Below are 22,593 nucleotides of genomic sequence, written 5' to 3'. Positions count from 1 at the left end.
ATTATGCCGGGGTCACCCACGAGCTGAAGAGCGGGATGCCCTCCCAGGCTCCACCGCGCGCGATCGCCACGACCGTGTGCGGCCGATCGAACCTCAGATCGATCTGCCGCACCTTCGTCTCCCGCGGCGCGGCGGCCGCCCTGACCATCATCCCGGTCACCGCGGCCGCCTCGAAACCCTCGCGGTCGTAGGACGCCACGGCCTTCTGTACGCAGGCGGCCTCCGACTCCTCCTCGACCGCGGCCATCACGCCGCGGGCGATCTCGCCGACCCCCGGCGCGGCCGAGAGGTCGTGCCGGTCCTCCGCACTCCACTCGGGTAGATGGCTGCGCCAGCGGTCTGATGCCGCGCCACCGAAGACCGTGATCTCCTCGACCGTCCAGGCGTGGCCGTCATCGCCCTCGGGTTCGAAGGTGTGGTTGTGCACCTCGCCCGCGTCGATCCTCCGGACGACCTCGTCGGCGGCCCGCCACACCTCGGCAGCAGCCACATCCGGCGCGGCGATCACGGAGTAGACCGAGATGCCGTCCTCGCTCGACGGGCAGGCCACCGCGACCGGGCCGGCCGCCTCGGTCTCCACCACCGCCTGGAAGCCGCCCTCGAGCAGGAGCAGCCCGTCGCCGCCGTCATCGAGCGGCTCGCTCCAGCGCGGCGTCACCACCAGCGCCGAGGCGAGCACGAGCAGCGTCCGGGCGTCGATCTCGAGCGGGAACTCCTTGATCAGGCCGCGGGTGTGCTCCGCGGCCCACGCGTCGAGCCCGGCCTGCTCCGGGAGCGGGTCGAGCAGGACCGGCAGGCCCTTCGTGAGCTCGATCCCGGGACGCAGCCAGCCGGCGACCGCGGCTCCGATCGTGGGGTGCGGCGCCTCCAGCAGCGTCAGCGCGGCAGCCCGGGCGTCGGCGCGGTTCAGCCCCAGGACGTCGTCGGTCTCGGTCTCGGACGCAGGCGCCAGCGAGGCGAGGAGCAGCCACAGACCTGCGTACGAGATCACCGGGGACTCGGCGGTGCCGAGAGCGGAGCGGGTGGTGGCGGCGTACGTTCTGACCGCCTCGGCGGCGGCGAGGGACAGGGGCGACTGCGTTCCCGACTTCTCCATGCCGAAGACACTACGGGGAGAGCCACGACAAGTGACCCAGATCACGATACAGTTATGTATCGAGCGAGGAGGCACGATGGCCAAGCTGAATTGTCAGAGGCAGGCGCGCACGGCCGGGTTGGACCCGGAGACCGAGTTCCAGGAGATCTCGAGGCGTCTGGGGCTCTACGAGTTTCCGTGGGACACGACTCAGGCGCTCAGCTTCGCGCTGTTCCGCACCTATGCGGTGCCGTCGATCGGCCGGCTGCTGGCCGAGACCCACCAGTTCACCGAGCACACCCAGAAGCGCTACGACGACACCGCACTCCTGCTGGAGGACGCGGCGATCGAGGACCTGGACAGTCCTCGCGGCCGGGCGGCGGTGCGGCGGATCAACCAGATGCACCGGATGTACGACATCTCCAACGACGACATGCGCTACGTCCTCTCGACGTTCGTGGTGATCCCCCGGCGCTGGAACCAGGAGTTCGGCTGGCGGCAGTCCACCCCCGACGAGCAGCTCGCCGCGCTGCGCTACTACCAGGCGCTCGGGAAGCGGATGGGGATCAAGGACATCCCGGCGACCTACGAGGAGTTCGAGCAGCTTCTGGACTCCTACGAGGCCGAGCACTTCGGGTACGACGAGGGCGGCCGTGCCGTCGCCGACTCGACCCTCGAGCTGCTGACCACCTTCTACCCGCGCCCGCTGGCGCCGCTCATCCGGATCTTCTCGCGGTCGCTGATGGAGCCGCACCTGCTCGAGGCGTTCGGCTACCCCGAGCCCGGGCGTCTCCCGCGGGCGCTGTCGCGTGGGGCGCTGAAGGCACGGGCCCGCTTCGTCGCCCTGCTGCCGGCGCGGCGGAAGCCGGCGTACGTCCGGGACATGCCGCGCATCCGCAGCTATCCGAACGGGTACGACACCGAGGCCCTCGGCACCTTCGCGCCGGGGTGTCCGGTGCACCGTTCCGCTGACCAGATCTCCGAGCCCGTCGAGGGCACCAAGCCGTAGCCCATCCCTCCCCCACACTTCACGGGGCCTTCACCGGGCACCGCTTCGCTGATGTCGATAACCCCCATATCGACAGGAGCACGTCCGTGCCTGCACCCAGCAACACTCCTGATCTCCGCGGTGCCCTTCGCGGCCTCGACCGCCGCCGCTTCCTGACCGTCTCGGCCGCCGCGACCGCGCTGGCGTTCACCACCGGCCTGCCGCGTACGGGCGCCTTCGCCGCCCCGGCCGGCTCTCCGTCGGCCATCACCTCGGACCCGTTCACGCTCGCGGTCGCCTCGGGCGACCCGCTGCCCGACTCGGTGCTGCTGTGGACCCGGCTCGCCCCGCTCCCGCTGGAGCCCACCGGCGGGATGCCGCCCTCGCGCTTCGAGGTCGGCTGGGAGGTGGCCCGCGACGCCGCCTTCACCCGAGTCGTACGCCGCGGCACCGCTGCCGCGCACACGGAGTTCAACCACTCCGTGCACGCCGAGGTCCGCGGCCTGGACGCCGCGACCGAGTACTTCTACCGCTTCCGGGTCGGCCAGTGGATCAGCCCGGTCGGCCGGACCCGGACCGCCCCGGCCGTCGGTGCCGCGGTGTCGTCCCTGACCTTCGCCCTCGCCTCGTGCCAGCGCTACGACCAGGGCTACTACACCGCGTACAAGCATCTTGCGGGTGAGGACGTGGACGCGGTCCTCCACCTGGGCGACTACCTCTACGAGTACGCCGTGAACGCCTCGGCCGGGACGCGCGCCTACACCCAGCCACTGCCGGCGCACCTCAACCACGAGACCGTGACACTGGACGACTACCGTGCGCGCTACGGGCTCTACAAGTCCGACCCGGACCAGATCGCCGCCCACCTGGCGCACCCGTTCATCGTCACCTGGGACGACCACGAGACCGAGAACAACTACGCCGCCGACACCCCGGAGAACTCGGTGCCGCCCGAGGAGTTCCTGGTACGCCGCGCCGCCGCCTACCGGGCCTACTGGGAGAACCAGCCGCTGCGTCTCCCGCAGCAGCCGTCGGGGCCGGACCTGAGGCTCTACCGGCGGCTGCAGTGGGGCCGGCTGGCGCAGTTCGACATCCTCGACACCCGCCAGTACCGCACCAACCAGGCCAACGGCGACGGCTGGAAGGTGCCCTCGCCGGAGTCCGAGGCGGAGTCGATGACGCTGCCGGGGAACGAGCAGGAGCAGTGGCTGATCAACGGCTGGCGCCGCTCCTCGGCGCTGTGGAACGTCGTCCCGCAGCAGGTCACCTTCTCGCGTCGCGACCACCCGTCCGGCGACGGCACCCGCTCGATGGACTCATGGGACGGCTACCCCGCTTCGCGGCGCCGGATCCTCGAGGGCTGGAAGGCGTCCGAGCAGTCGAACCTGATGGTGCTGACCGGTGACGTGCACGTCCACTACGGGCTGAACATCCACGACGACTTCGACGACCCGTCCTCGCGGATCATGGGCACCGAGATCGTCACCAGCTCGATCACCTCCGGCGGCAACGGCGCCGAGCACCCGGCCAACTGGGCCGCGTACCTGGAGCGCAACCCGCACATGAAGTTCTACAACGGCCTCCGCGGCTACACGACGGTCTCGCTCGACGCCGCCGGCGCGGAGATCACCTACAAGAACGTCTCGCATGTGAGCACGCCCGGCGCCCCGCTGAGCGTTGGTGGTCGCTTCTTCACCGAGTCCGGCAGGCCCGGGCTCGTTCCGGCCTGAGGACCGGGTACGACGGGGAGTTCCGCATGGGTTACTAGCGGGTAACCCATGCGGAACTCCCCGTCGTACCTTGTGGCCACCCACGGCTCGTACGGGAGCGTGCTCTTCACCCTGACGTCAGTTGGCGCGACCTGTATGTCCTGATCGTGGCCTCGGCCTCTTCGGCGCTGATGTCTCCGATGAGGACCCGCAGGGTGAGACCGTCGGAGAGTGCGAGCAGCTCGATGGCGCGGGCACGTGCCTCGGCCTCATCGACGCCGTCCGCCTCCTGGATGTGGCGAGTGCACTCCTCGACACCGACCCTGGTCGCCTGGGCGAGGATCTGGCGTACGGCGGCATGGGTCATCGCCTTGGCGACGTAGGCGTACCAGACGGTGACCCCGATGCGGCCCGCCTCGGTGACGGGAATCTGCTGGAGCAGGATGTGGAGGAGACGGTCCTGGGGCGGACGGCCGGCGGTCGCCTCGTACTCGATGACGGCACGCTTCACGAGCAGGTCGACGCCGGCGACGACCAGCGCATCCTTGGTGCCGAAATAGTGCTGTACGCGGCCCATCGACACGCCGGCCCGAGCCGCGACGGTCCGCAGGCTGATGCCCTCGATCCCCTGCTCGGCGACGAGCTGCCAGAGTCCGGCGACGATCTCGAACCGGCGCTGTTCGTGGTCGACGGCTCTTGGCATGACGCCCAGGTTAGCAATACAGTCGCATCGCAACGGTTTCAATGCGATCGCATCGTTATCGGGAACGAGGGGACGACATGGACGCAGACATCGAGAATGAGGACGTCGCACCGCGCAGGAGGCGCCGACGCTGGCCGGTCGTCCTCCTCACGGCCATCGCGGTCATCTCGACGGGGTGCCTGGTGATGGTTCTCAGTACGAGCGGCCCCGGCGTCGGACACTTCCGCACACCAGCGGGACGCCAGGCCTACATCGAGGCGTACGACGCCGCCTTCGCCGCGCTGCCTCAGCCGACCGAGACACGCGACGTGGAGACCACCTTCGGCACGGTCCGGACGTACGCCTGGGTCAACCCGGACCCGGTCGACGACATCCCCGTCGTGCTGGTGCCGGGACGGGCCAGCGGCGTACCGATGTGGGGAGAGAACCTGCGCGATTTCGTCGAACATCGCACCGTCTACGCCTTCGACGCGATCGGCGACAGCGGGCTCTCCGAGCAGACCCTTCCGCTGCGTGGCATGGACGACAACGCCCGCTGGGTCGAGGAGGCGCTGGACGGTCTCGAGCTCGACCGGATCCACCTGGTCGGTCACTCCCAAGGCGGAGGGCTCGCCGCGGCCGTCGCCGTGCGCCACCCTGATCGGCTGGCCAGCCTGACGCTGCTCGAGCCGATCATGACGTTCGGCATGCTGCCTGCCTGGGCGATCGGCTGGTCAGCGGTGGCCGCACTCCCGTTCCTCCCCGACTCCTGGCGTGACCACGCCCTGAACCGGATCGGGGGTGTCGAGGACGACGAGGTCGACCCGGACGACCCGATGGCTCGAATGATCGCGGCCGGCACGGCGCACTTCGACTCCGGCAGCCTGCCAACCCCTTCGCGGCTCACCGACGACCAGATGCGTGCGCTGCAGATGCCTGTCTACGTCGCGATCGCGAGCGACAAGTCGCTGGCCGGCGGCGAGGACGCGGCCGAACGGGCCAAGAAGCTCCCGCTCGGGACCGTCAAGGTCTGGCCGAAAACCACCCACTCCCTGCCCATGCAGGTCGCGGCCGAGCTCGACGCCGAGCTGAAGAGGTTCTGGGCCGAGGTACGTTGACGGCGCCGCCGTCAGCGCGGCCCGGTCGTCGTGGACTCGTGCGGCGACGGCAGCTTGGAGATCGCGATGCTCAGCAGAACGACTGGGGCGATCATGACCAACGTGATCACGAGCCAGAACCAACCGCTGCTGAACAGCCCGTCCTCGTCCGCCTCGAACGCCATCACCGTGATCCCGATGCCGACGAAGACACCGACCCCGAGCCCGATCACCACCAAGGTCAGCGCCCAGATCCGGCGTTGAAGACCGCGAAGGATGCAGAAGATCCCGAACACGGTGACCGCGATCCCCGTGCAGGCGACAGCCAGCCCCGACTGCTCACCGCTGCTCAGGCGGGTGCCCTCGTCCTCGAGAACCATGCCGATGACCCGCAGACAGATGATCAGCGAGCCGACCGCGTACAGCAACGCCAGCACCGACCCGATCACCAGGGTCGGCGGCCGCGCTTCCCGAGACTGAACCGCCACGTCAGGCCCACAGCCCGACGTACTCGATGAACATCCGCAACCCGCCGTTGAGCTCGGCGGCGTTCGTGATCGCGTTGACGATTCGTACGACCCAGAAGACGGCCAGCGTGTAGCCGATCCCGAGCGCGATCCCCGAGATAGTCGCGCTGGCGCCCGCCGCCTTCGCCTGACCCAGGCCGACGTGGCCGAGGACGACCGCGATGCCGATCGGGACGATCGAGGCGATCATCAGCAGCCCGAGAATGACCCAGATGACCGGGCGGTCCTCGAACCGGTAGAGGGAGTTGTAGTAGCCCTGGCTGACCTTCGGCATGCCGACGATCACCCGCACCAGGGCGACGACCCCCAGCACTCCCACTCCGAGCCCCAGCCCGGCCGGCCCGACCCATCGGCCGCTTCGCGGACTGCCAGCGACTGCCGCCTCGTTCAGTTGTGACATCGCGCCCTTCTTCACTCAGGTCGGATCGAGTTCGCCCCCAAGATCGACGGGCGCCGTCGTACGACGCGACACGCTATCTCAGACGGCGGCTGACGCCGGTGAGATCCGAGCGGACGTGCGGACACGGCGCCCAGCCGGTGCGTACAAGATTTTTCGACTATTTGTGTTTGAAACCCGGAATTTGGGGTAGGAGAGAGTTACCAATCGCTCCGAATGTCTTGGGGGATCCTTTCGTGAACGTCGAAATCGTGGCGCCGCAGGTCAAGACCGCGGCCAACTCCATCGGGACCGCGGCCGAGGCCGTCGCCGGTCTCGATCTCGAAGGCCCGATGGGCAAGGTCGCCTCCGCGCTTCCGGGAAGCACGTCCGCAGGCGCCGCGAACGGCCTCAAGACCGAGTGGAAGAGCGACAAGGACAAGTGGGTCAAGGACGCGCGTGATCACAAGACGACCACCGTCGCCGACGCCGACGCCATCGTGGAAGCAGACACCATCACGGCGCAGCAGGCGCGCTACCGCGAAGCAATGATCGGAAGAGACTGATGGCCGTCACCTACGAGCAGCTGCAGAGCTGGAAGCCCGAAGAGCTCGACACCGCCGCGGACCAGCTCAACACCGCCCGCAAGAGCTTCCAGGACCAGCAGGACGAGATGGACGCGGGCAAGGTTCCCAGTACCTGGATCGGAGAGGCGGCGACACGTGCTGAGAACCGCCACCGCCGCCTGGTCGCCGACCTCAACGACATCGCCGCGCCGCTGTCCCAGGTCATCAACGCCCTCGACGAGGCCGCCGCCTCCATCAAGAAGGCCAAGGACAACGCCAAGCACGCCTACGACGACGCGATCGGCCGCGGCTGGAAGGTCACCTTCTCCGGCGGCGTACAGATCACCGATCCGACCCCGGACGAGAAGGACCCGGACAAGGACAAAGGCACGATGCAGCAGCTCGCTCAGAACATCCAGGATGCGCTGACCGACGCGGAATCTGCTGATGCCGACCTCACGGCGGTCCTCAACCACGCGACCAAGGGCGACTACGACGGCGGCGACGGCACGATCGAGCAGGCCAGCCTTCCGCCCGAGCTGCGCAACCTGCCCGAAGAAGAGCTCATCAACAAGATGCTCAGCGAGCCGGGCAAGTACGACGGTTACATCGACGCACTTCCGCCGGCCGCTCAGGAGCGGCTCGGCAAGGAGATCAGCGACCGGCTCGACAGCACGCTGAACGACGACGACTACAAGCTCAGCAAGGATGAGGCCGACCGCCTCAACGCCATGCTGAGCGCCTACACCGACGACTCGACCGTCGCCGCCGGGCTCTACAAGGACCTCGGGGCGGACGGCACCGTCGCCAGCATGTCGAGGATCGAGGAATACCTGCGGATGCACTCGCCGGATTCCGGCTCTCTCAACACACTCGCCTCCAACCTCCGAAGCGGTCTCGCATCGGCCTCGAACGACCCCGGTTTCCCGGCTGAGAAGTTCGGCCACGACATCGTGAAATACGCCGGCCCGTCAGGGGTCTACCTCTCCGATGACGAGCAGGACGCCCTTCGGGATCGCTACCCGAACTGGGGCGGCACCGGCGGTGCCTCGGTCCTCACCTACCTGATGAAGGACCACGGTCTCAACGGCGACCTCGTGCTCGGGGCTGCCGAGGAGCTGGACCGCTTCGAGCGGGCGGACGGCCCGATGAACGCTCAGTACTGGTACGGGCACACCGGCCACAGCCCCCTCGACACCGGTAACGACGGTGGCTGGGGCGACGACCCGATGGCCGCCATCATGGGCAATCTCGGCGACCACCCCAAGCAGGGTCTGGAGTTCTTCACAGGCGAGCACGGATCCGAGCGCCAGGACTTCTACTTCGACAAGCGCACCTGGCAGGCCGACGGCTACGCCGGTATCTCGGAGCTGGCTGAGGGCATCGGCACGAACCAGGAGCTCCTCAAGGAGCACCCGAGGGAGACGACCGACCTCGTGTCGAAGTTCTTCCACGACGTCACCGACAATGAGGGCTTCAACGCCGAAGACGCGAAGGCTGCGTCACCTCATGTCGCGGAGCTGATGAAGTTCTACACTCCGGGCATCGATGCGGCGCTGCACAACAAGGACGAGTCCGGAGAACCCGGTTCGGAGCCTTTCTCGCTCGACCACTTCGGCAAGATGGACCCGTACCCGAAGTTCTACGCTGGCGATCTGGAGAACATGATGAAGGTCTCCATGAGCACGCAGGACGGGATGACCAGCATCGCCGAGGGCGTCGGGACCTTCCAACAGACGCAGATCAACAACATCGCCGCCGAGTTGGCACAGAACCCGAACGATCCCGGCCTGCGCACGGAGCTGCGCGACGTCCTCGAGCGTGGCGGCTACCTCCAGGGTTTCGCTGAACGCGCCGTTGGCGAGGTCGAGATCGATGGGGCGAAGGATCGCGATGCTCAGCGCCAGGCGTTCATCGACCTGACGAGCGAGGTGGCTGGGATGGTGCCCCTGCCCGGCGCCGAGCAGGTCGGCGAACTCGGCAGCAAGGTGATCGAGTACGGAGTCGGGCAGGCGATCGACCTCGGGACAGACGCGGCTGGCGAGAAGTTCGCGAACGAGGCTGCCGCGGCGACCGATAACGCTGAAACTCGCGCTTCTGAGGGTGTCAACCGAGTCGAACTCAACGCGCTCTTCGCGTTGGAACGCGCTGGCGTGATTGACATACCGGCGTCGGACGAAACCTTCCTGAAGGACGGGAAGGTGATCAACATGTCCGATGTGCCGCCGGACGACGTGGATCGCTACGCTCACGAGGCGATGAACTACCTGAACGAGTACGTGACGAGCGGCGACTTCGAAGGGACCTACAAGAATGCCTTCTTGGACTACTACCAGAAGGACTAAGGCCCGCACCGCAATGGCCCTCTGCGTAGCGCCACTGTTGTTGACCGCCTGTGGCTCTGATTCGACGTTGCTCGACACTGACGACCTTCCCGCGATCGAGAAGACATTCGCCGATAGCGGGGCACCTGGAGGCGGATGGTGTGATGAGCTCGCCTACCTTGAGTCCAGCAAGTTGTCGAACGCAGCAGAAGGCACGCACGGCGAGCAGTACCAGTTGAAGAACGGCGATCTTGTAGGCGCGGCCGTGTTTGCAACCGGTGGCTCGTACCCTGACGCCGCGTCGATGCTCACGGCAATCGATGAGGCAGTGGCGGAATGCACCGCCGATGCAGCCAACGGCGACTATGGAGAAGCGACGTCTGAGCCGTTGACCGGCCTACCTGACGGAGCAGTGGGTTTTACTTTCACGAGTTCGTCTTCGAATCCGCGGGAGACGGGCAAGACGGCCTACGTGGAGACGGCAGATGGAAATCTTCTCGCAGTTGGCGTGACGCATTACGGCGATGGTGAACCGTCCGTGGACATTACCTCGCTGTTGTCCACGGCGCTCGAGCGAGCCCCCGACGTGGACGCCAAGAGCTAGCACACGGCAGGACACTGACCAGCGGCGCTGGCATGACGGTTGATCCGTCGTGCCAGCGCCGCTGGCATTCCCGCCGGAGATAAGGACTTGACCTTTCGTCACTACTCAGCGCTACTATGTACCAGTAGTCAGCAACACTGAGTAGTTGAAGGGGGTGCCCGATGGGCAAGCAGATGACCGAGATGCTCAAGGGGACGCTGGAGGGGATCGTGCTGGCGTTCCTGACCGGCAACCCGGCGTACGGATACGAGATCACGACCTGGCTGCGGAGCCAGGGGTTCACCGAGATCGCCGAGGGCACGGTCTATGCGCTGCTGGTCCGGATCGAGAAGAACGGGCTGGTGGACGTGGAGAAGCGGCCGTCGGAGAAGGGGCCGCCGCGGAAGGTCTACTCGCTCAACACAGATGGCGAGAAGTACCTCGAAGAGTTCTGGACCACCTGGGGGTTCCTGGCCGAGCGGCTGGAGAGCCTCCGTACCGAAGGGAAGTAGGACATGTCTATCCGATCGATGTTCGAGACCGTCGTCGGCGAGCTCGAGCTGAAGAAGCGCTGGCGGCAGCTCAAGGCCCGCAAGCAGCAGCTCCCCGAGAACCACCGCAAGGCGCACGACGCGATCGAGCGCTACCTGATGTACTCCGCCGGCATCGCCGACGGCGCGATCCTGACGGCGATGGCCGAGGACCTGCTCGAGCTCTTCGAGCAGAGCGCCGCCGACGGCACCCCGGTCAGCGCGATCGTCGGCGACAACCCGGTCGAGTTCGCCGAGGAGTTCGGCAGGAACTACGCCGAGGGCGCCTGGATCAAGAAGGAGCGCGCCCGGCTCACCGAGGCCATCGAGGCCATCACGGACGGTGATCTCGACAAGCTCGATCACCGGAAGGAGGAGTCATGAGCGCGACAGCCGCCATCTCCGTACGGGGACTGGAGAAGTCCTACAAGGACAACCAGGTGCTGCGGGGCGTGGACTTCGAGGTGGCGCGAGGCTCGATCTTCGCGCTGCTCGGGTCCAACGGAGCCGGAAAGACCACGGCCGTACGCATCCTCTCGACGCTCCTGAAACCCGATGCCGGCGCGGCGCTGGTCGAGGGTGCCTCGGTTGTGGAGGAGGCACAGCGGGTGCGCGAGGCGATCTCGCTGACCGGGCAGTTCGCGGCGGTCGACGAGATCCTGACCGGCCGGGAGAACCTGGTCCTGGTCGCGAAGCTGCGCCACCTCCCCTCCCCCGGCGACATCGCCGACGGCCTCCTCGAGCGCTTCGACCTGGTCGAGGCGGGCGCACGGAAGGTCGCGACGTACTCCGGCGGTATGCGCAGGCGGCTCGACATCGCGATGTCGCTGATCGGATCGCCGTCGGTGATCTTCCTCGACGAGCCGACCACCGGGCTGGACCCGGAGGCGCGGCTGGAGGTGTGGAAGGTCGTCAAGGAGCTGACCGAGCAGGGCACCACCGTCCTGCTCACCACGCAGTACCTCGAGGAGGCCGAGCAGCTGGCCGACCGGATCGCCATCCTCCACGGCGGGACGATCATCGCCAACGGCACCCTCGCCGAGCTCAAGGCGATGTTGCCGCCCGCGAAGGTCGAGTACGTCGAGAAGCAGCCGTCGTTGGAAGAGATCTTTCTTTCGCTCACCGGCTCCACCAAGCAAGGAGACCCCTCATGACCAAGCACGCACTCGCCGACGCCGGCACTCTGCTGGCGCGCTCGCTGCGGCACATCACCCGCAGCCCGGACACGATCATCACCACCGCGCTCACCCCGATCGCGATGATGCTGCTCTTCGTCTACGTCCTGGGCGGCGCGATCCGCACCGGCACCGACAACTACGTCAACTACGTCCTCCCCGGGATCATGGTGATGGCGATCGCCTCGGGCATCGCCTACACCGCGCTCCGGCTCTTCACCGACATGAAGAGCGGGATCTTCGAGCGGTTCCAGTCCATGCCGATCGCCCGGTCGGCGGTGCTGTGGGCGCATGTCGGCACCTCGATGGTGGCCAACATGCTCACCCTGGTGATCATCCTCGGCGTCGCGTTCGTGATGGGGTTCCGCACCTCGGCGGGGCTGGGCGCCTGGCTCGCGGTGGCCGGCATCCTGGCGCTGCTCACCCTGGCGCTGACCTGGCTCGCCGTCATCCCCGGGCTGGCCGCACAGACCATGGAGGGAGCCACCGGGTTCTCCTACCCGCTGATCTTCCTGCCGTTCATCAGCTCGGCGTTCGCGCCGACGGAGACGATGCCCGGTCCGGTGCGCGCCTTCGCCGAGAACCAGCCGGTGACCTCGATCGTCAACACCATCCAGGCGCTCTTCGCCGGGCAGCCGGTCGGTGACGACATCTGGGTGGCGCTGGCCTGGTGCGTGGGCATCCTGGTGGTCTCGTACGCCTTCGCCATGGCTGCCTACCGGCGCAAGATCAGTTGATCGCCTCGGGAGCGACGAAGAGCCGATCTACCGCCTCCGGTGGTAGGTCGGCTGCTCGCCGTCCCTGAGGTTGCCCCGGTAGAAGCCCGTCCGCAGCTCGTAGGTGTACGCCTCCAGCTCGGGCATGCCGACCTCGGCCGCGTACGCGATCTCGGCCTCGGCGTCGTAGGGGACCCGGACCCACTGGATGCCGAACGGCGCCTCCTGGTCGCTGTCCATGACGCCCTCGAGGATGACGTAGACCGGGGTCGGGTCGCTCATGCAGTTGCCGACGCTGCCGGTGTTGAAGACGGTGCGCCGGTTGCGGTCGGTCTCGTAGTAGGGGTCGTGGGTGTCGGCGTAGCCGACGATGTCGGGCTCCGGGCCGTCGAAGCCGGTCGCCTCGGTGTTCTGGAACAGGCCCAGGAACTCCTGCTCGTCGTGGTCGAACCTGACCCGGCGGTGGACGGTCTCCTCGGAGGCGTGGAAGAGCCTGACCCTTCGTCCGCTGATCCAGAAGTCGTGGCTGAACGGGAGCGTACGCAGCCACTCGGCCTGCTCCCAGGCCTGCAGCCGCCACCACATCAGCCCGACCGACTCGCGGCCGAAGTCGGGCTCGGGGGTGAGCAGGAAGTCCTCCCAGTTGCCAAGGATGTTGACCTCGCACCGCTCCCGGCAGAGCTCGGCGACCTCGCGTCCTCGCGGTCCCTTGCCGACGTAGTCGCCGAGGTTGAAGATCCTGGTGATTCCGCGCGCCTCGATGTCCGCGAGCACGGCTTCGAGGGCGGTGAGGTTGCCGTGCACGTCCGAGATCAGCGCGATGCGCTCTGGGGTCATGGGCGCAGGCTATGCGATGGCTGGGAGACTGGCCTGGTGAGGATTCTGGTGACGGGCGGGGTGCGGTCGGGGAAGTCGCGGCACGCCGAGTCGCTGCTCGCTGCCGCTCCGTCGGTGGCGTACGTCGCGCCGGGGCCGACGCTCGAGGAGGAACCGGATCCCGACTGGGCCGCGCGGCTGGCTTCGCATCGAGCCCGGCGGCCGGAGCGGTGGCGCACGGTCGAGTCGCGGGATCTCGCCGGGGCACTGACCGAGGGGCTGGCCGCGGGTGACGCGGTGATGGTCGACTGCCTGGGCACCTGGCTCACCGCCGTCATGGACTCGCGAGGTCTGTGGGAGGCCACCTCGGAGGAGGCGACGGCGGCCGTCTCGGCGCTCGTCGATGACGCGGCAGCGGTGCTGGAACAGCAGAACGGCGACGTGGTCCTGGTGACCAACGAGGTCGGCCTCGGGGTCGTCCCGGCCCACCGCTCGGGCCGCCTCTTCCGCGACCTGCTCGGGCTGGTCAACCAGCGCCTGGCCGCGGCCTGCGACGAGGTGCACCTGGTCATCGCCGGACGGGTGCTGAAGATCTAGCCGGCGCTCAGGGTGACGAGCAACGCAGCGAGCGCGGCCTCGACGGCAGCACCGAAGACGTCACCGGTCACTCCCCCGAACCGCTTGACCGCTCGCAGGAGGATCGCACCGACGACGACCGCGGCGACGGCGACCGCGAGGGCTCCTCGCCACCACGGCAGGCCGGCCCACGCACCGACGCCGGCGAGCGCGGCGGCGAGGACGGTCCAGACGAGGACGGTGACGACGGGCGGCAGGGTCTGGGTGAACGTACGCCCCAGCCCGTCCTCCCGGGCCGACCTGATGCCACGGGTGCAGCACAGGGCGAGGGCTGCGCGCGAGGCGCAGACGGCGACCGCGGCCAGGACCGCCGGCCGCCAACCATCACCGTCCAACAGCGAGCCGAGCGCCGCCACCTGGAGGCCGAGGACGAGGACGATCGCGGTGACCCCGGCCGGGCCTGAGGTACCGGTCTTCATCACCGCCAGCGACCGCTCGCGGTCGTAGGAGGCGGCCATGCCGTCGACCGTGTCGGCGAGACCGTCGAGGTGGAGCGCCCGGTTGCCGGCGACCACGGCGCCGATCGCGAGCAGGGCGGTGACCAGGTGCGGTAGCCCGGCGAGCTGTCCCAGCAGTGCGATAGCGCCGGCACCCAGTGCCAGCGGCATAGCGGCCAGCGGCGCAACCGCCATCGCCACCGCGGCGCGTCGGCGGTCGACGAGCTCGGGAGGAGGCACGGGCATCGCGGTCAGGGTGCCGACCGCGAGACGCCAGGCGTCCCGCACGAGCATCAGGCAGGCTCTCCCGGAGCGAGCTCGGAGAGCAGGGCCACGTCGCGGAGCAGGGCGACGGCGCTGCGTACGACCGGCACCGCGGCGACGGCGCCGGAGCCCTCGCCGAGCCGCAGGTCGAGGTCGAGCAGCGGCACCAGGCCGAGCTTCTCCAGGGCCATCGACTGGGCGGGCTCGGTGGAGCGGTGGCCGGCGGCGAACCAGGCGGCGGCGCCGGGCTCGATCCGGTCGGCGGTGAGGGCGCAGGCGACGCTCATCAGGCCGTCGAGGAGGACCGGGACGCCCTGACGGGCGGCCTCGAGGAGGTAACCGGTGGTCGCGGCGAGGTCGGCGCTGCCGAGGGCGGCGAGGGTCTGGATGGGATCCGCGGCGCGCTCGCCGGCACGCGTGAGGGCCGCGGTGATGACGTCGGTCTTGGTGCGCAGCGCCTCGTCGTCGATGCCGGTGCCGCGACCGGTGACCTCGCTCGCGGGCAGGCCGAGCCCGGCCGCGACCATCGCCGCGGCGGGGGTGGTGTTGCCGATGCCCATGTCACCGCTGATCAGCAGCTGCGCACCGGCCGCGATCTCCTCGCGGGCGACGGCGGCGCCGGCCTCCAGCGCGGCGCTGGTCTCCTCGGCGGTCAGCGCGTCCTCGAGATGGATCGCGCCGCTCCCCCGCCGGATCTTGTGCGCGGTCAGCGTCTCCCGGGTCGCGACGTCGAGGTCCTCGAACCCCTCGTCGACACCGAGGTCGAGCACCCGGACCTGGACACCGTGCGCCTTGGCGAGCGCGCTGACCCCGGCCCGGCCGCCCAGGAACGTACGCACCATCGCGCCGGTGATCGCCGGTGGGAACGCGGAGACGCCGTGCTGGGCGACGCCGTGGTCGCCGGCGAAGATCACCAGGCGTACGTTGTCGACCGGTCGCGGCGGCACCTCTCCCTGGCACGCGGCCACCCAGACCGCCAGCTCGCCCAGGCGGCCAAGGGCACCGGGAGGTGTGGCCAGGGCGCCCAGCCGCTCGGCGGCGGCGCGGCGTACGTCTTCGTTCGGCGTCTGGATCGTCACCAGCGCAAGGTACCCCACCCGCCGAGAAGGTGGTTATGGCGGCCGAGAAGTGAGTTGTGGGCGACGAGTGTCTACTTTCGTCGCCCAAAACTGCAGTCTCGGCCCGCCACAAGTGCAGATTCGGCGAGGCGGCTACGGGAGGGCGCGGGAGACGCCCTGGGCGGCGACCTTGAGGGCGGAGACGAGGCGGAGGCGGTTGCGGCGGAGGTCGGAGACGACGATGCCGAGGGAGCCGACGACTCCGGACGAGGTGGTGATCGGGACCGCGACCGAGCAGGCACCGAGAGTCATCTCCTCGGCGGTGGTGGCATAGCCCTCGGTGAGCACCCGGTCGAGCTGGCGGCGCAGCAGGCCGGGCGTGGTGATGGTGTGCCGGGTGAACGGCTTGAGCGGGGCGGACAGCACCCGGTTGCGTACGTCCTCGGGCGCGTGGGCCAGGAGCACCTTGCCGACGCCGGTGGAGTACATCGGCAGGCGCGAGCCGACGGAGGAGACGATGGGTACGTTACGGGTGCCGCGCAGCGTCTCGAGATAGAGGACGTGGTCGTCCTCGCGCACGGCCAGGTGGACCGTCTCCAGCGTCGCCCCGTAGAGGTCGTGGAGGAACGGCGCCGCGACCGAGCGCAGGTCGGTGGCGACGGGGGCGAGCAGGCCGGCGTCCCACAGCCGCCGGCCGACCGCGTAGGTCCCGTCCTCGTCCCGCACCAGGGCACCCCACTCGACCAGCTCGGCGACGAGGCGGTGGGCGGTCGGGAGCGAGACCTCCGCGCGGGCCGCGAGCTCGCTCAGCGTGAGCCGGCGGTGGGACGCGTCGAAGGCGCCGATGAGGCCGAGGACGCGCGAGGCGACCGTGCGGCCTCCGCTGCCACCTGCCATTCGATGCCTTCTTTCGCTCAGCGGAAGTTCACGCTTTCATCGTACGCCTCTCGCACCTAGCGTTCGGAAGGTGACAGCGCCCACCAAGAAACCACCCGTCGAGACCCAGGCGGACCTCTCGGCCGAGATCGCCAAGATCGAGGCGGACTCCGAGGGCCGCGCCCGAGAAGGTGAGCCCAGCCGTCAGCCGCTGCTGGACTACCCGCCCTACCGGTCCAGCATCCTGCGCCACCCCACCAAGGACCCGCGCCACGCCGACCCCGAGACCATCGAGCTGTGGGCCCCGTGCTTCGGGCACACCGACGTGGACCCGCTCGAGGCCGATCTGACCATCGCCGGAAGCAACGAGCCGATCGGCGAGCGGATCACGGTCAGCGGCCGCGTCCTGGACGGCGAGGGCCGCCCCGTACGGAACCAGCTGGTCGAGATCTGGCAGGCCAACTCCGCCGGCCGCTACATCCACAAGCACGAGCAGCACCCGGCGCCGCTCGACCCCAACTTCACCGGCGTCGGCCGCTGCATCACCGACTCCGAGGGGCGCTACCGGTTCCAGACGATCAAGCCCGGCCCATACCCGTGGGGCAACCACATCAACGCCTGGCGTCCGGCGCACATCCACTTCTCGCTCTTCGGCCGCGCCTTCACGCAGCGGCTGATCACGCAGATGTACTTCCCCAGCGACCCGCTCTTCGCGCTCGACCCGATCTACCAGTCGATCACCTCGCAGAAGGACCGGGACGCGCTCGTGGCGAGGTACGACCACGACCTCTCCACCCCCGAGTACTCGATGGGCTACAGCTGGGACATCGTCCTGACCGGCCCGAGCCGCACCTGGACCGAGCCCGAGGAGGGCGACCTGTGAGCACCATCCCCACGCCCGGCCAGACGATCGGCCCGTTCTTCGGCTACGCCCTCCCCTACGAGGGCGACGCCGACCTGGTCCCGCCGAGCAGCCCGGGCTCGATCCGGCTGCACGGCTGGGTCTACGACGGCGCCGGCAACCCGATCCCCGACGCGCTCCTCGAGATCTGGCAGACCGACGCCGAGGGCAACGTCCCGCAGGCCGAGGGGTCGCTGCACCGCGACGGCTGGACCTTCACCGGCTGGGGCCGCGCCGACACGGACCTGAACGGCCACTACACCTTCTCGACGGTGCTTCCGGGTGCCGCCGCGGAGGGCAGGGCACCGTTCTTCGCGCTCACCGTCTTCGCCCGTGGTCTGCTCGACAAGCTGCAGACCCGGGTCTACCTGCCCGAGCACCCCGCCAACGCCGGCGACCCCCTGCTGGTGTCGCTGTCCGAGGACGAGCGTGCGACGCTGGTGGCCACTGCGGACGCAACCGGGTTGCGATTCGACATCCACCTGCAGGGCGACCGCGAGACCACCTTTCTCAACTACGGCTGAGGAGTCGAATGTCGCTGCTGTGGCCAGGCGAGGAGCGCGCCGGGGACCTCTTCTCCGAGGCGGCCTATCTCGCCGCGATGGTGCGGGTCGAGGAGGCCTGGCTGGCCGCGACCGCTTCCTCGGGGATAGCCCCCGAGGAAGCGCGTACGCCACTGGCCGTCCTGGTCTCCGAGGCCGACGTCCCGGGGCTGGCTGAGGGTGCCGAGGCTGGGGGCAACCCGGTCATCGGCCTGGTGAAGCTCCTACGCGGCCGGCTCGAGGGCGAGGCCGCCCGGTGGCTCCACAAGGGCCTGACCAGCCAGGACGTGGTCGACACCGCGCTCGTGCTCTGCCTGCGCGATGTGCTCGACCGGGTCGAGGACGAGCTCGCCGCCCAGGCCGCCTCCCTGGTGGGTCTCGCGCGGGGGCACCGGGCCACGGTGATGTCGGGCCGCACGCTGACCCAGCACGCGGTGCCGGTCACCTTCGGCCTCAAGGCCGCGACCTGGCTCTCCGGGCTGACCGATGCCGCCGAGGCGCTCCGGCGCGCGCGGACGTCGCTACCCGCCCAGATCGGCGGCGCGGCCGGCACCCTGGCCGCGGTCGTGGGACTGGCCCGGCTCCGTGGCCTCGCCGACCCGGTCGGCGCGGCGCGCACGGCGGCCGAGACCACGGCGACCGCCCTCGGCCTCACCCCCCGAAGGCCCTGGCACACCACCCGCACCCCGCTGACCGCAGCCGGCGACGCGCTGGTGACCGCGGCCGACGCCTGGGGCCGGATCGCCACGGACATCACGCTGCTCACGCGCCCCGAGATCGGCGAGCTCGCCGAGCCGGCGGGCGAGGGGCGCGGCGGCTCCTCGACGATGCCGCACAAGTCCAACCCGGTGCTCTCGGTCCTCATCCGCCGCCACGCCCTCGCCGCTCCCCCGCTGGCCGCGACGCTCCACACCGCCGCGGCGAGCTACGTCGACGAACGCCCCGACGGCGCCTGGCACGTCGAGTGGGAGACCCTGCAGACCCTGGCCCGCCGCAGCGTCGTCGCCGGCTCGCAGACCACCGAGCTGCTCGCCGGGCTCCGCGTCGACGCGGCCCGGATGCGCGCCACCGCCGAGGCCGCGGGTGCGGACCTGCTGGCCGAGCAGCGGTCGCTGACCGGGTTCGTGGGTGGCGAGATCCTGGCCGGTTCCGAGGCCGCCGCAGGGCTGGACGACTACCTCGGCGCAACCGGGGCGCTCATCGACTCCGCGATCGCCCGCGCCATCGAGACATGGAAGCATCTCGCCTGATGGGCATACCGGACGTACTGGACGGGCAGTTCGTGGGGTTGACGGGTGTTTCAGTGCCCGTCAACCCCAGGGGTACCCGGTCGACCGGGTATCCCGCACCCACCCCCGCCGGAATCTGGAAGGACCTGTCATGACGCCGAGGATCACCCCTGTCGAGCTGGCCGGAGACCCGAGCAAGCCGGTCCTGGTCGTCGGCCCGTCCCTGGGCACCTCGGTCACCGCGCTCTGGGCCGCCACGGCCGAGCTGCTCGCGGACAGCTTCCACGTCATCGGCTGGGAGCTCCCGGGCCACGGCCACGGCGCGCCGACCACCGACGCGTTCTCGATGGCCGATCTCGCCGCGGGCGTGCTCGCCTGCGTCGACCGGGTCCTCACCGACCGCGGTGAGCGCCACGGCGCGTTCGCCTATGCCGGCGACTCGGTCGGCGGCGCGGTCGGCCTCCAGCTGCTGCTCGACGCACCAACCCGGGTGAGCGCCGCGGTGCTCACCAACACCGGGGCCAAGATCGGCGAGCCCGACGGCTGGAACGACCGTGCCACGACCGTACGCGGCGCCGGCACCGCCTCCCAGATCGCCGGCTCCACCCAGCGCTGGTTCTCCCCCGGCTTCCTCGAGCGCGAGCCCGCGCGGGGCGGTGCCCTGCTCCACTCGCTGCGCGACGCCGACGCGGAGAGCTACGCGCTGGTGTGCGAGGCGCTGGCGGCGTACGACGTACGCGGGCGGCTCGCCGAGATCGCCGCGCCGGTCCTGGCGATCGGGGGTGTCGACGACGCCCCGACCCCACCCGCCTCGCTGGAGGAGATCGCCGTCGGTGTGCGCAACGGGCGGCTCGTCACCCTCGACGCCGTCGGCCACCTCGCCCCCGCCGAGGCGCCGCACGCCGTCTCCAGCCTGATCACCGCCCACGTGACCGCGGCCGACCCGGCCTATGCGGCCGGGATGAACGTACGCCGCCAGGTGCTCGGCGATGCCCACGTCGACCGGGCCACCGCCGCGATCACCGACGTCAACCGCGACTACCAGGACCTGATCACCCGCTATGCCTGGGGCACGATCTGGACCCGCCCCGGGCTCGCCCGCCGGGACCGCTCGATCGGCGTCCTCACCGCCCTGGTCGCGGGGCGCCACTTCGAGGAGCTCGAGTTCCACCTCCGCGCCGCGCTCACCAACGGGCTGACCCGCGAGGAGATCGTCGAGGTGCTCCTGCAGACCTCGATCTACGTCGGCGTACCCGCCGCCAACACCGCGTTTGCCGTCGCCAACCGGGTGCTGAACGAATAGCTTGGCGGGCATGACCATCACCGCGACCGTCGTCGGCGCCGGACCCAACGGCCTCGCGGCCGCGATCGTGCTCGCGCAGCACGGCGTGAGGGTCACCGTCCTCGAGGCCGCGGAGACCGTCGGTGGGGGCACCCGCACCGCCGAGCTGACCGTCCCCGGGCTGCGGCACGACATCTGCTCGGCGATCCACCCGCTCGGGGTGGCCTCACCGCTCCTGCGCGAGCTGGAGCTGGACAGATACGGGCTGCGCTGGCGCTACCCCGAGGTCGAGCTCGCCCATCCGCTCGACGGGGGCGAGGCCGCGCTGCTGCATCGCTCCGTCGAGGAGACCGCCGCGGGGCTGGGTGCTGACGAGCAGCGTTGGCAGCAGGTGTTCGGCCCGGTCGTACGCGGCTTCGACGCCATCACCGACCACATCCTCGGCCCGATCCTGCGCCCGCCGCGGCACCCGTTCCGGATGGCAGGCTTCGGCCTGCGGGCCGCTCCGCCGGCGACCGTGCTCGCCCGGGCGTTCCACGAGGAGCGGGCGAAGGCGCTCTTCGCCGGGTGCGCCGGACATGCGTTCCGTCCCCTGGGCAGCCCCGGCACGGCCGCCGTGGGCACCATGCTCATCGTCAGTGGCCACCGGCACGGATGGCCGGTCGCCGAAGGCGGCTCGCAGGCGATCACCCTCGCGATGGCGGGGCTGCTGGAGGATCTGGGCGGCAACATCGTCACCGGCACCACCGTCCGCAGCCTCGCCGACCTGCCCGACGCCGACGCCACCCTGTTCGACACCAGCCCGGGAGGCTTCGCCGACATCGTCGGCGAGGCCCTTCCCCGACGGCAGCGCCGGGCGATGCGGCGATGGCAGCACGGGCCCTCGGCGTACAAGGTCGATCTCGCCGTCCGTGGCCCGATCCCCTGGCGTGACCCGGAGATCGGCCGCGCCGGGACCGTCCACCTGGGCGGCACGATCGAGGAGGTGACGGCGAGCGAGCGGGAGATCGCGGCCGGCCGGATGCCGGAGCGCCCGTTCGTGCTGCTCGGCCAGCAGTACGTCGCCGACCCGTCCCGCTCGGCAGCAGACCTCAACCCGGTCTGGGCCTACGCCCAGGTCCCGCACGCCTACGAGGGCGACGCCACCGCCGCGGTGCTGGCCCAGATCGAGCGCTTCGCCCCGGGCTTCGGCGAGCAGGTCGTGGCCACGCACGTGACCACGCCGGCCGACTACGCGACGTACAACCTCAACTACGTCGGTGGCGACATCTCCACCGGCGCCAACACCCTGCGTCAGCTCGTCGTCCGCCCCACCCTCGCGGCCTATGACACCGGCATCTCGGGGATGTTCCTCTGCTCCGCGGCCACCCCGCCGGGGGCCGGCGTCCACGGCATGTGCGGCTACCACGCCGCCCGCCGGGCGCTGCACCACCTCGGCGCGGCCGAGAAACCAGGTGCCAGCGGCGTACGTCCTGGCTAACGTCTCGCCCATGCCGCAAGCCCGCCTGCGCACCGAGCGCCTCGAACTGGTCCCGCTGAGCGAGGAGCACCTGCCCTTCCTGGTCGACCTCAACTCGGATCCGGAGGTGCTGCGCTTCCTGTTCACCCGTGCGCTGACGCCGGCGGAGACCGAGGAGCGGATGCACAAGTGGCTCCGCTCGGCGCGGGAGACGGATGCGCTGGGCAAGTGGGTCGGGTATTCGGCGGCGGGTGAGGCCGTCGGGCTCTACATGTTCGAGCTGCCCGACAACCCGCCGCGCACCGATGCGGCCGAGCTCGGCTACCGGCTCCCCCAGCGGAACTGGCGGCAGGGCTACGCGAAGGAGGGCTCGCTCGAGCTGCTCCGGCACGGGTTCGAGGACCTCGGCATCGACCGGGTGATCGCGCAGACGATGGCCGTCAACGAGGCTTCCCGCGCGACGATGGTCTCGGTCGGGATGAGCTTCGTGCGTGGCTTCCAGCAGGACTGGGAGGAGCCGCTCCTCGGACATGCCGACGGCGAGGTCGAGTACGAGATCACCCGCGAGGCCTGGCTGGCGCGTCAGGCGGGGTAGGCTGCGAGCACGCTCGTGGCGCAGGAACCCGGTGAGAGTCCGGGGCGGTTCCGCCACTGTGACGTCCGTACAGCTTCTGGGCACGGACACAGCCAGACACTGGCCACGGGCTATCCGACCGATCGACGGGGCGAGAACCCCTAGGAGGAC

General features: G+C 69.8%; 25 protein-coding genes and 1 riboswitch. Of the genes, 17 read left to right on the top strand and 8 right to left on the bottom strand.

The genetic code is table 11. The features are described from left to right. Position 1: 1 nt before the first annotated feature. Positions 2–1,096, bottom strand: coding sequence for a hypothetical protein (locus tag OG984_RS28515; protein ID WP_328529454.1), 1,095 nt, complete (start codon positions 1,094–1,096; stop codon positions 2–4). 76 nt (positions 1,097–1,172) lie between these two features. On the opposite strand from OG984_RS28515, the gene OG984_RS28510 reads away from it, so the two are divergent. Next, entirely contained in the window at positions 1,173–2,084 is a 912-nt protein-coding gene (locus tag OG984_RS28510; RefSeq protein ID WP_328529453.1) for an oxygenase MpaB family protein, read from the top strand. 86 nt (positions 2,085–2,170) lie between these two features. Further along, positions 2,171–3,793 carry an alkaline phosphatase D family protein gene (locus OG984_RS28505; protein WP_328529452.1) on the top strand — a complete coding sequence of 541 codons (1,623 nt, stop codon included), beginning with the start codon at positions 2,171–2,173 and terminating at the stop codon, positions 3,791–3,793. Between the two features lie 106 nt (positions 3,794–3,899). On the opposite strand, the gene OG984_RS28500 is transcribed toward OG984_RS28505, so the two are convergent. Next, positions 3,900–4,475: a TetR/AcrR family transcriptional regulator gene (locus OG984_RS28500; RefSeq protein ID WP_328529451.1), complete on the bottom strand. Its 576-nt coding sequence runs from the start codon at positions 4,473–4,475 to the stop codon at positions 3,900–3,902. Between the two features lie 77 nt (positions 4,476–4,552). Here OG984_RS28500 and OG984_RS28495 point away from each other — a divergent pair, with 77 nt between their 5' ends. After that, positions 4,553–5,572 (top strand): alpha/beta fold hydrolase, encoded by a 1,020-nt coding sequence (locus OG984_RS28495; protein WP_328529450.1) that lies wholly within the window; start codon positions 4,553–4,555, stop codon positions 5,570–5,572. Between the two features lie 11 nt (positions 5,573–5,583). Here the strand turns inward: OG984_RS28495 and OG984_RS28490 are convergent, their stop codons facing one another. Then, positions 5,584–6,039, bottom strand: a complete 456-nt coding sequence (locus OG984_RS28490) for a hypothetical protein (RefSeq protein WP_328529449.1) — start codon at positions 6,037–6,039, stop codon at positions 5,584–5,586. A 1-nt stretch (position 6,040) separates the two neighbouring features. Continuing rightward, positions 6,041–6,478, bottom strand: coding sequence for a hypothetical protein (locus tag OG984_RS28485; protein ID WP_328529448.1), 438 nt, complete (start codon positions 6,476–6,478; stop codon positions 6,041–6,043). A 233-nt stretch (positions 6,479–6,711) separates the two neighbouring features. On the opposite strand from OG984_RS28485, the gene OG984_RS28480 reads away from it, so the two are divergent. The 7 genes from OG984_RS28480 to OG984_RS28450 all read left to right on the top strand — a co-directional run bounded on the left by OG984_RS28480 (position 6,712) and on the right by OG984_RS28450 (position 12,369). After that, positions 6,712–7,020 (top strand): hypothetical protein, encoded by a 309-nt coding sequence (locus OG984_RS28480; protein WP_328529447.1) that lies wholly within the window; start codon positions 6,712–6,714, stop codon positions 7,018–7,020. After that, on the top strand, positions 7,020–9,365 hold the full coding sequence (locus OG984_RS28475; protein WP_328529446.1) for a WXG100 family type VII secretion target: 2,346 nt from the start codon (positions 7,020–7,022) through the stop codon (positions 9,363–9,365). The genes OG984_RS28480 and OG984_RS28475 overlap by 1 nt, the downstream gene beginning before the upstream one ends. Before the next feature lie 67 nt (positions 9,366–9,432). Continuing rightward, positions 9,433–9,948 (top strand): hypothetical protein, encoded by a 516-nt coding sequence (locus tag OG984_RS28470; protein WP_328529445.1) that lies wholly within the window; start codon positions 9,433–9,435, stop codon positions 9,946–9,948. 161 nt (positions 9,949–10,109) lie between these two features. After that, positions 10,110–10,439 (top strand): PadR family transcriptional regulator, encoded by a 330-nt coding sequence (locus OG984_RS28465; RefSeq protein WP_328529444.1) that lies wholly within the window; start codon positions 10,110–10,112, stop codon positions 10,437–10,439. A gap of 3 nt (positions 10,440–10,442) precedes the next feature. Continuing rightward, a complete protein-coding gene (locus OG984_RS28460; RefSeq protein WP_328529443.1) occupies positions 10,443–10,841 on the top strand; it encodes a DUF1048 domain-containing protein in 399 nt (132 codons plus the stop codon). Further along, entirely contained in the window at positions 10,838–11,611 is a 774-nt protein-coding gene (locus OG984_RS28455; RefSeq protein WP_328529442.1) for an ABC transporter ATP-binding protein, read from the top strand. The genes OG984_RS28460 and OG984_RS28455 overlap by 4 nt, the downstream gene beginning before the upstream one ends. Next, positions 11,608–12,369, top strand: coding sequence for an ABC transporter permease (locus OG984_RS28450; protein WP_328529441.1), 762 nt, complete (start codon positions 11,608–11,610; stop codon positions 12,367–12,369). Before OG984_RS28455 ends, OG984_RS28450 begins: the two co-directional genes overlap by 4 nt. Before the next feature lie 27 nt (positions 12,370–12,396). On the opposite strand, the gene OG984_RS28445 is transcribed toward OG984_RS28450, so the two are convergent. Further along, the gene (locus tag OG984_RS28445) at positions 12,397–13,185 is read right to left on the bottom strand and encodes a metallophosphoesterase family protein (protein WP_328529440.1); all 789 of its coding nucleotides are present in this window, start codon (positions 13,183–13,185) and stop codon (positions 12,397–12,399) included. A 36-nt stretch (positions 13,186–13,221) separates the two neighbouring features. On the opposite strand from OG984_RS28445, the gene cobU reads away from it, so the two are divergent. Beyond that, positions 13,222–13,761, top strand: coding sequence for a bifunctional adenosylcobinamide kinase/adenosylcobinamide-phosphate guanylyltransferase (gene cobU / locus OG984_RS28440; protein WP_328529439.1), 540 nt, complete (start codon positions 13,222–13,224; stop codon positions 13,759–13,761). On the opposite strand, the gene OG984_RS28435 is transcribed toward cobU, so the two are convergent. From OG984_RS28435 to OG984_RS28425, 3 genes are all read right to left on the bottom strand, one after another. Then, positions 13,758–14,531 carry an adenosylcobinamide-GDP ribazoletransferase gene (locus OG984_RS28435; RefSeq protein ID WP_328529438.1) on the bottom strand — a complete coding sequence of 258 codons (774 nt, stop codon included), beginning with the start codon at positions 14,529–14,531 and terminating at the stop codon, positions 13,758–13,760. The genes cobU and OG984_RS28435 overlap by 4 nt on opposite strands. After that, positions 14,531–15,580 carry a nicotinate-nucleotide--dimethylbenzimidazole phosphoribosyltransferase gene (gene cobT, locus OG984_RS28430; RefSeq protein ID WP_328529437.1) on the bottom strand — a complete coding sequence of 350 codons (1,050 nt, stop codon included), beginning with the start codon at positions 15,578–15,580 and terminating at the stop codon, positions 14,531–14,533. Before cobT ends, OG984_RS28435 begins: the two co-directional genes overlap by 1 nt. Positions 15,581–15,712: 132 nt before the next feature. After that, the gene (locus OG984_RS28425) at positions 15,713–16,456 is read right to left on the bottom strand and encodes an IclR family transcriptional regulator (protein ID WP_328529436.1); all 744 of its coding nucleotides are present in this window, start codon (positions 16,454–16,456) and stop codon (positions 15,713–15,715) included. A 70-nt stretch (positions 16,457–16,526) separates the two neighbouring features. On the opposite strand from OG984_RS28425, the gene pcaH reads away from it, so the two are divergent. The 6 genes from pcaH (at position 16,527) to OG984_RS28395 (ending at position 22,443) form a co-directional block, all read left to right on the top strand. Then, complete coding sequence (gene pcaH, locus OG984_RS28420) at positions 16,527–17,318, top strand: protocatechuate 3,4-dioxygenase subunit beta (RefSeq protein WP_328529435.1); 792 nt, start codon at positions 16,527–16,529, stop codon at positions 17,316–17,318. Further along, on the top strand, positions 17,315–17,860 hold the full coding sequence (gene pcaG / locus OG984_RS28415; RefSeq protein WP_328529434.1) for a protocatechuate 3,4-dioxygenase subunit alpha: 546 nt from the start codon (positions 17,315–17,317) through the stop codon (positions 17,858–17,860). Before pcaH ends, pcaG begins: the two co-directional genes overlap by 4 nt. Before the next feature lie 8 nt (positions 17,861–17,868). Continuing rightward, positions 17,869–19,128, top strand: a complete 1,260-nt coding sequence (locus OG984_RS28410; protein ID WP_328529433.1) for a lyase family protein — start codon at positions 17,869–17,871, stop codon at positions 19,126–19,128. 130 nt (positions 19,129–19,258) lie between these two features. Next, a complete protein-coding gene (gene pcaDC / locus OG984_RS28405; RefSeq protein WP_328529432.1) occupies positions 19,259–20,410 on the top strand; it encodes a bifunctional 3-oxoadipate enol-lactonase/4-carboxymuconolactone decarboxylase PcaDC in 1,152 nt (383 codons plus the stop codon). Positions 20,411–20,420: 10 nt separating this feature from the next. Next, the gene (locus OG984_RS28400; RefSeq protein WP_328529431.1) at positions 20,421–21,869 is read left to right on the top strand and encodes a phytoene desaturase family protein; all 1,449 of its coding nucleotides are present in this window, start codon (positions 20,421–20,423) and stop codon (positions 21,867–21,869) included. A 10-nt stretch (positions 21,870–21,879) separates the two neighbouring features. After that, on the top strand, positions 21,880–22,443 hold the full coding sequence (locus tag OG984_RS28395; RefSeq protein WP_328529430.1) for a GNAT family N-acetyltransferase: 564 nt from the start codon (positions 21,880–21,882) through the stop codon (positions 22,441–22,443). Next, positions 22,443–22,565, top strand: a riboswitch (cobalamin riboswitch). (Overlaps the previous gene by 1 nt.) Positions 22,566–22,593: the final 28 nt, after the last annotated feature.

Source organism: Nocardioides sp. NBC_00368, assembly GCF_036090055.1.
GTDB lineage: Bacteria > Actinomycetota > Actinomycetes > Propionibacteriales > Nocardioidaceae > Nocardioides.
Note: the sequence above shows the minus strand (reverse complement) of the source record. Positions and strands in the feature narration are given on the sequence as shown.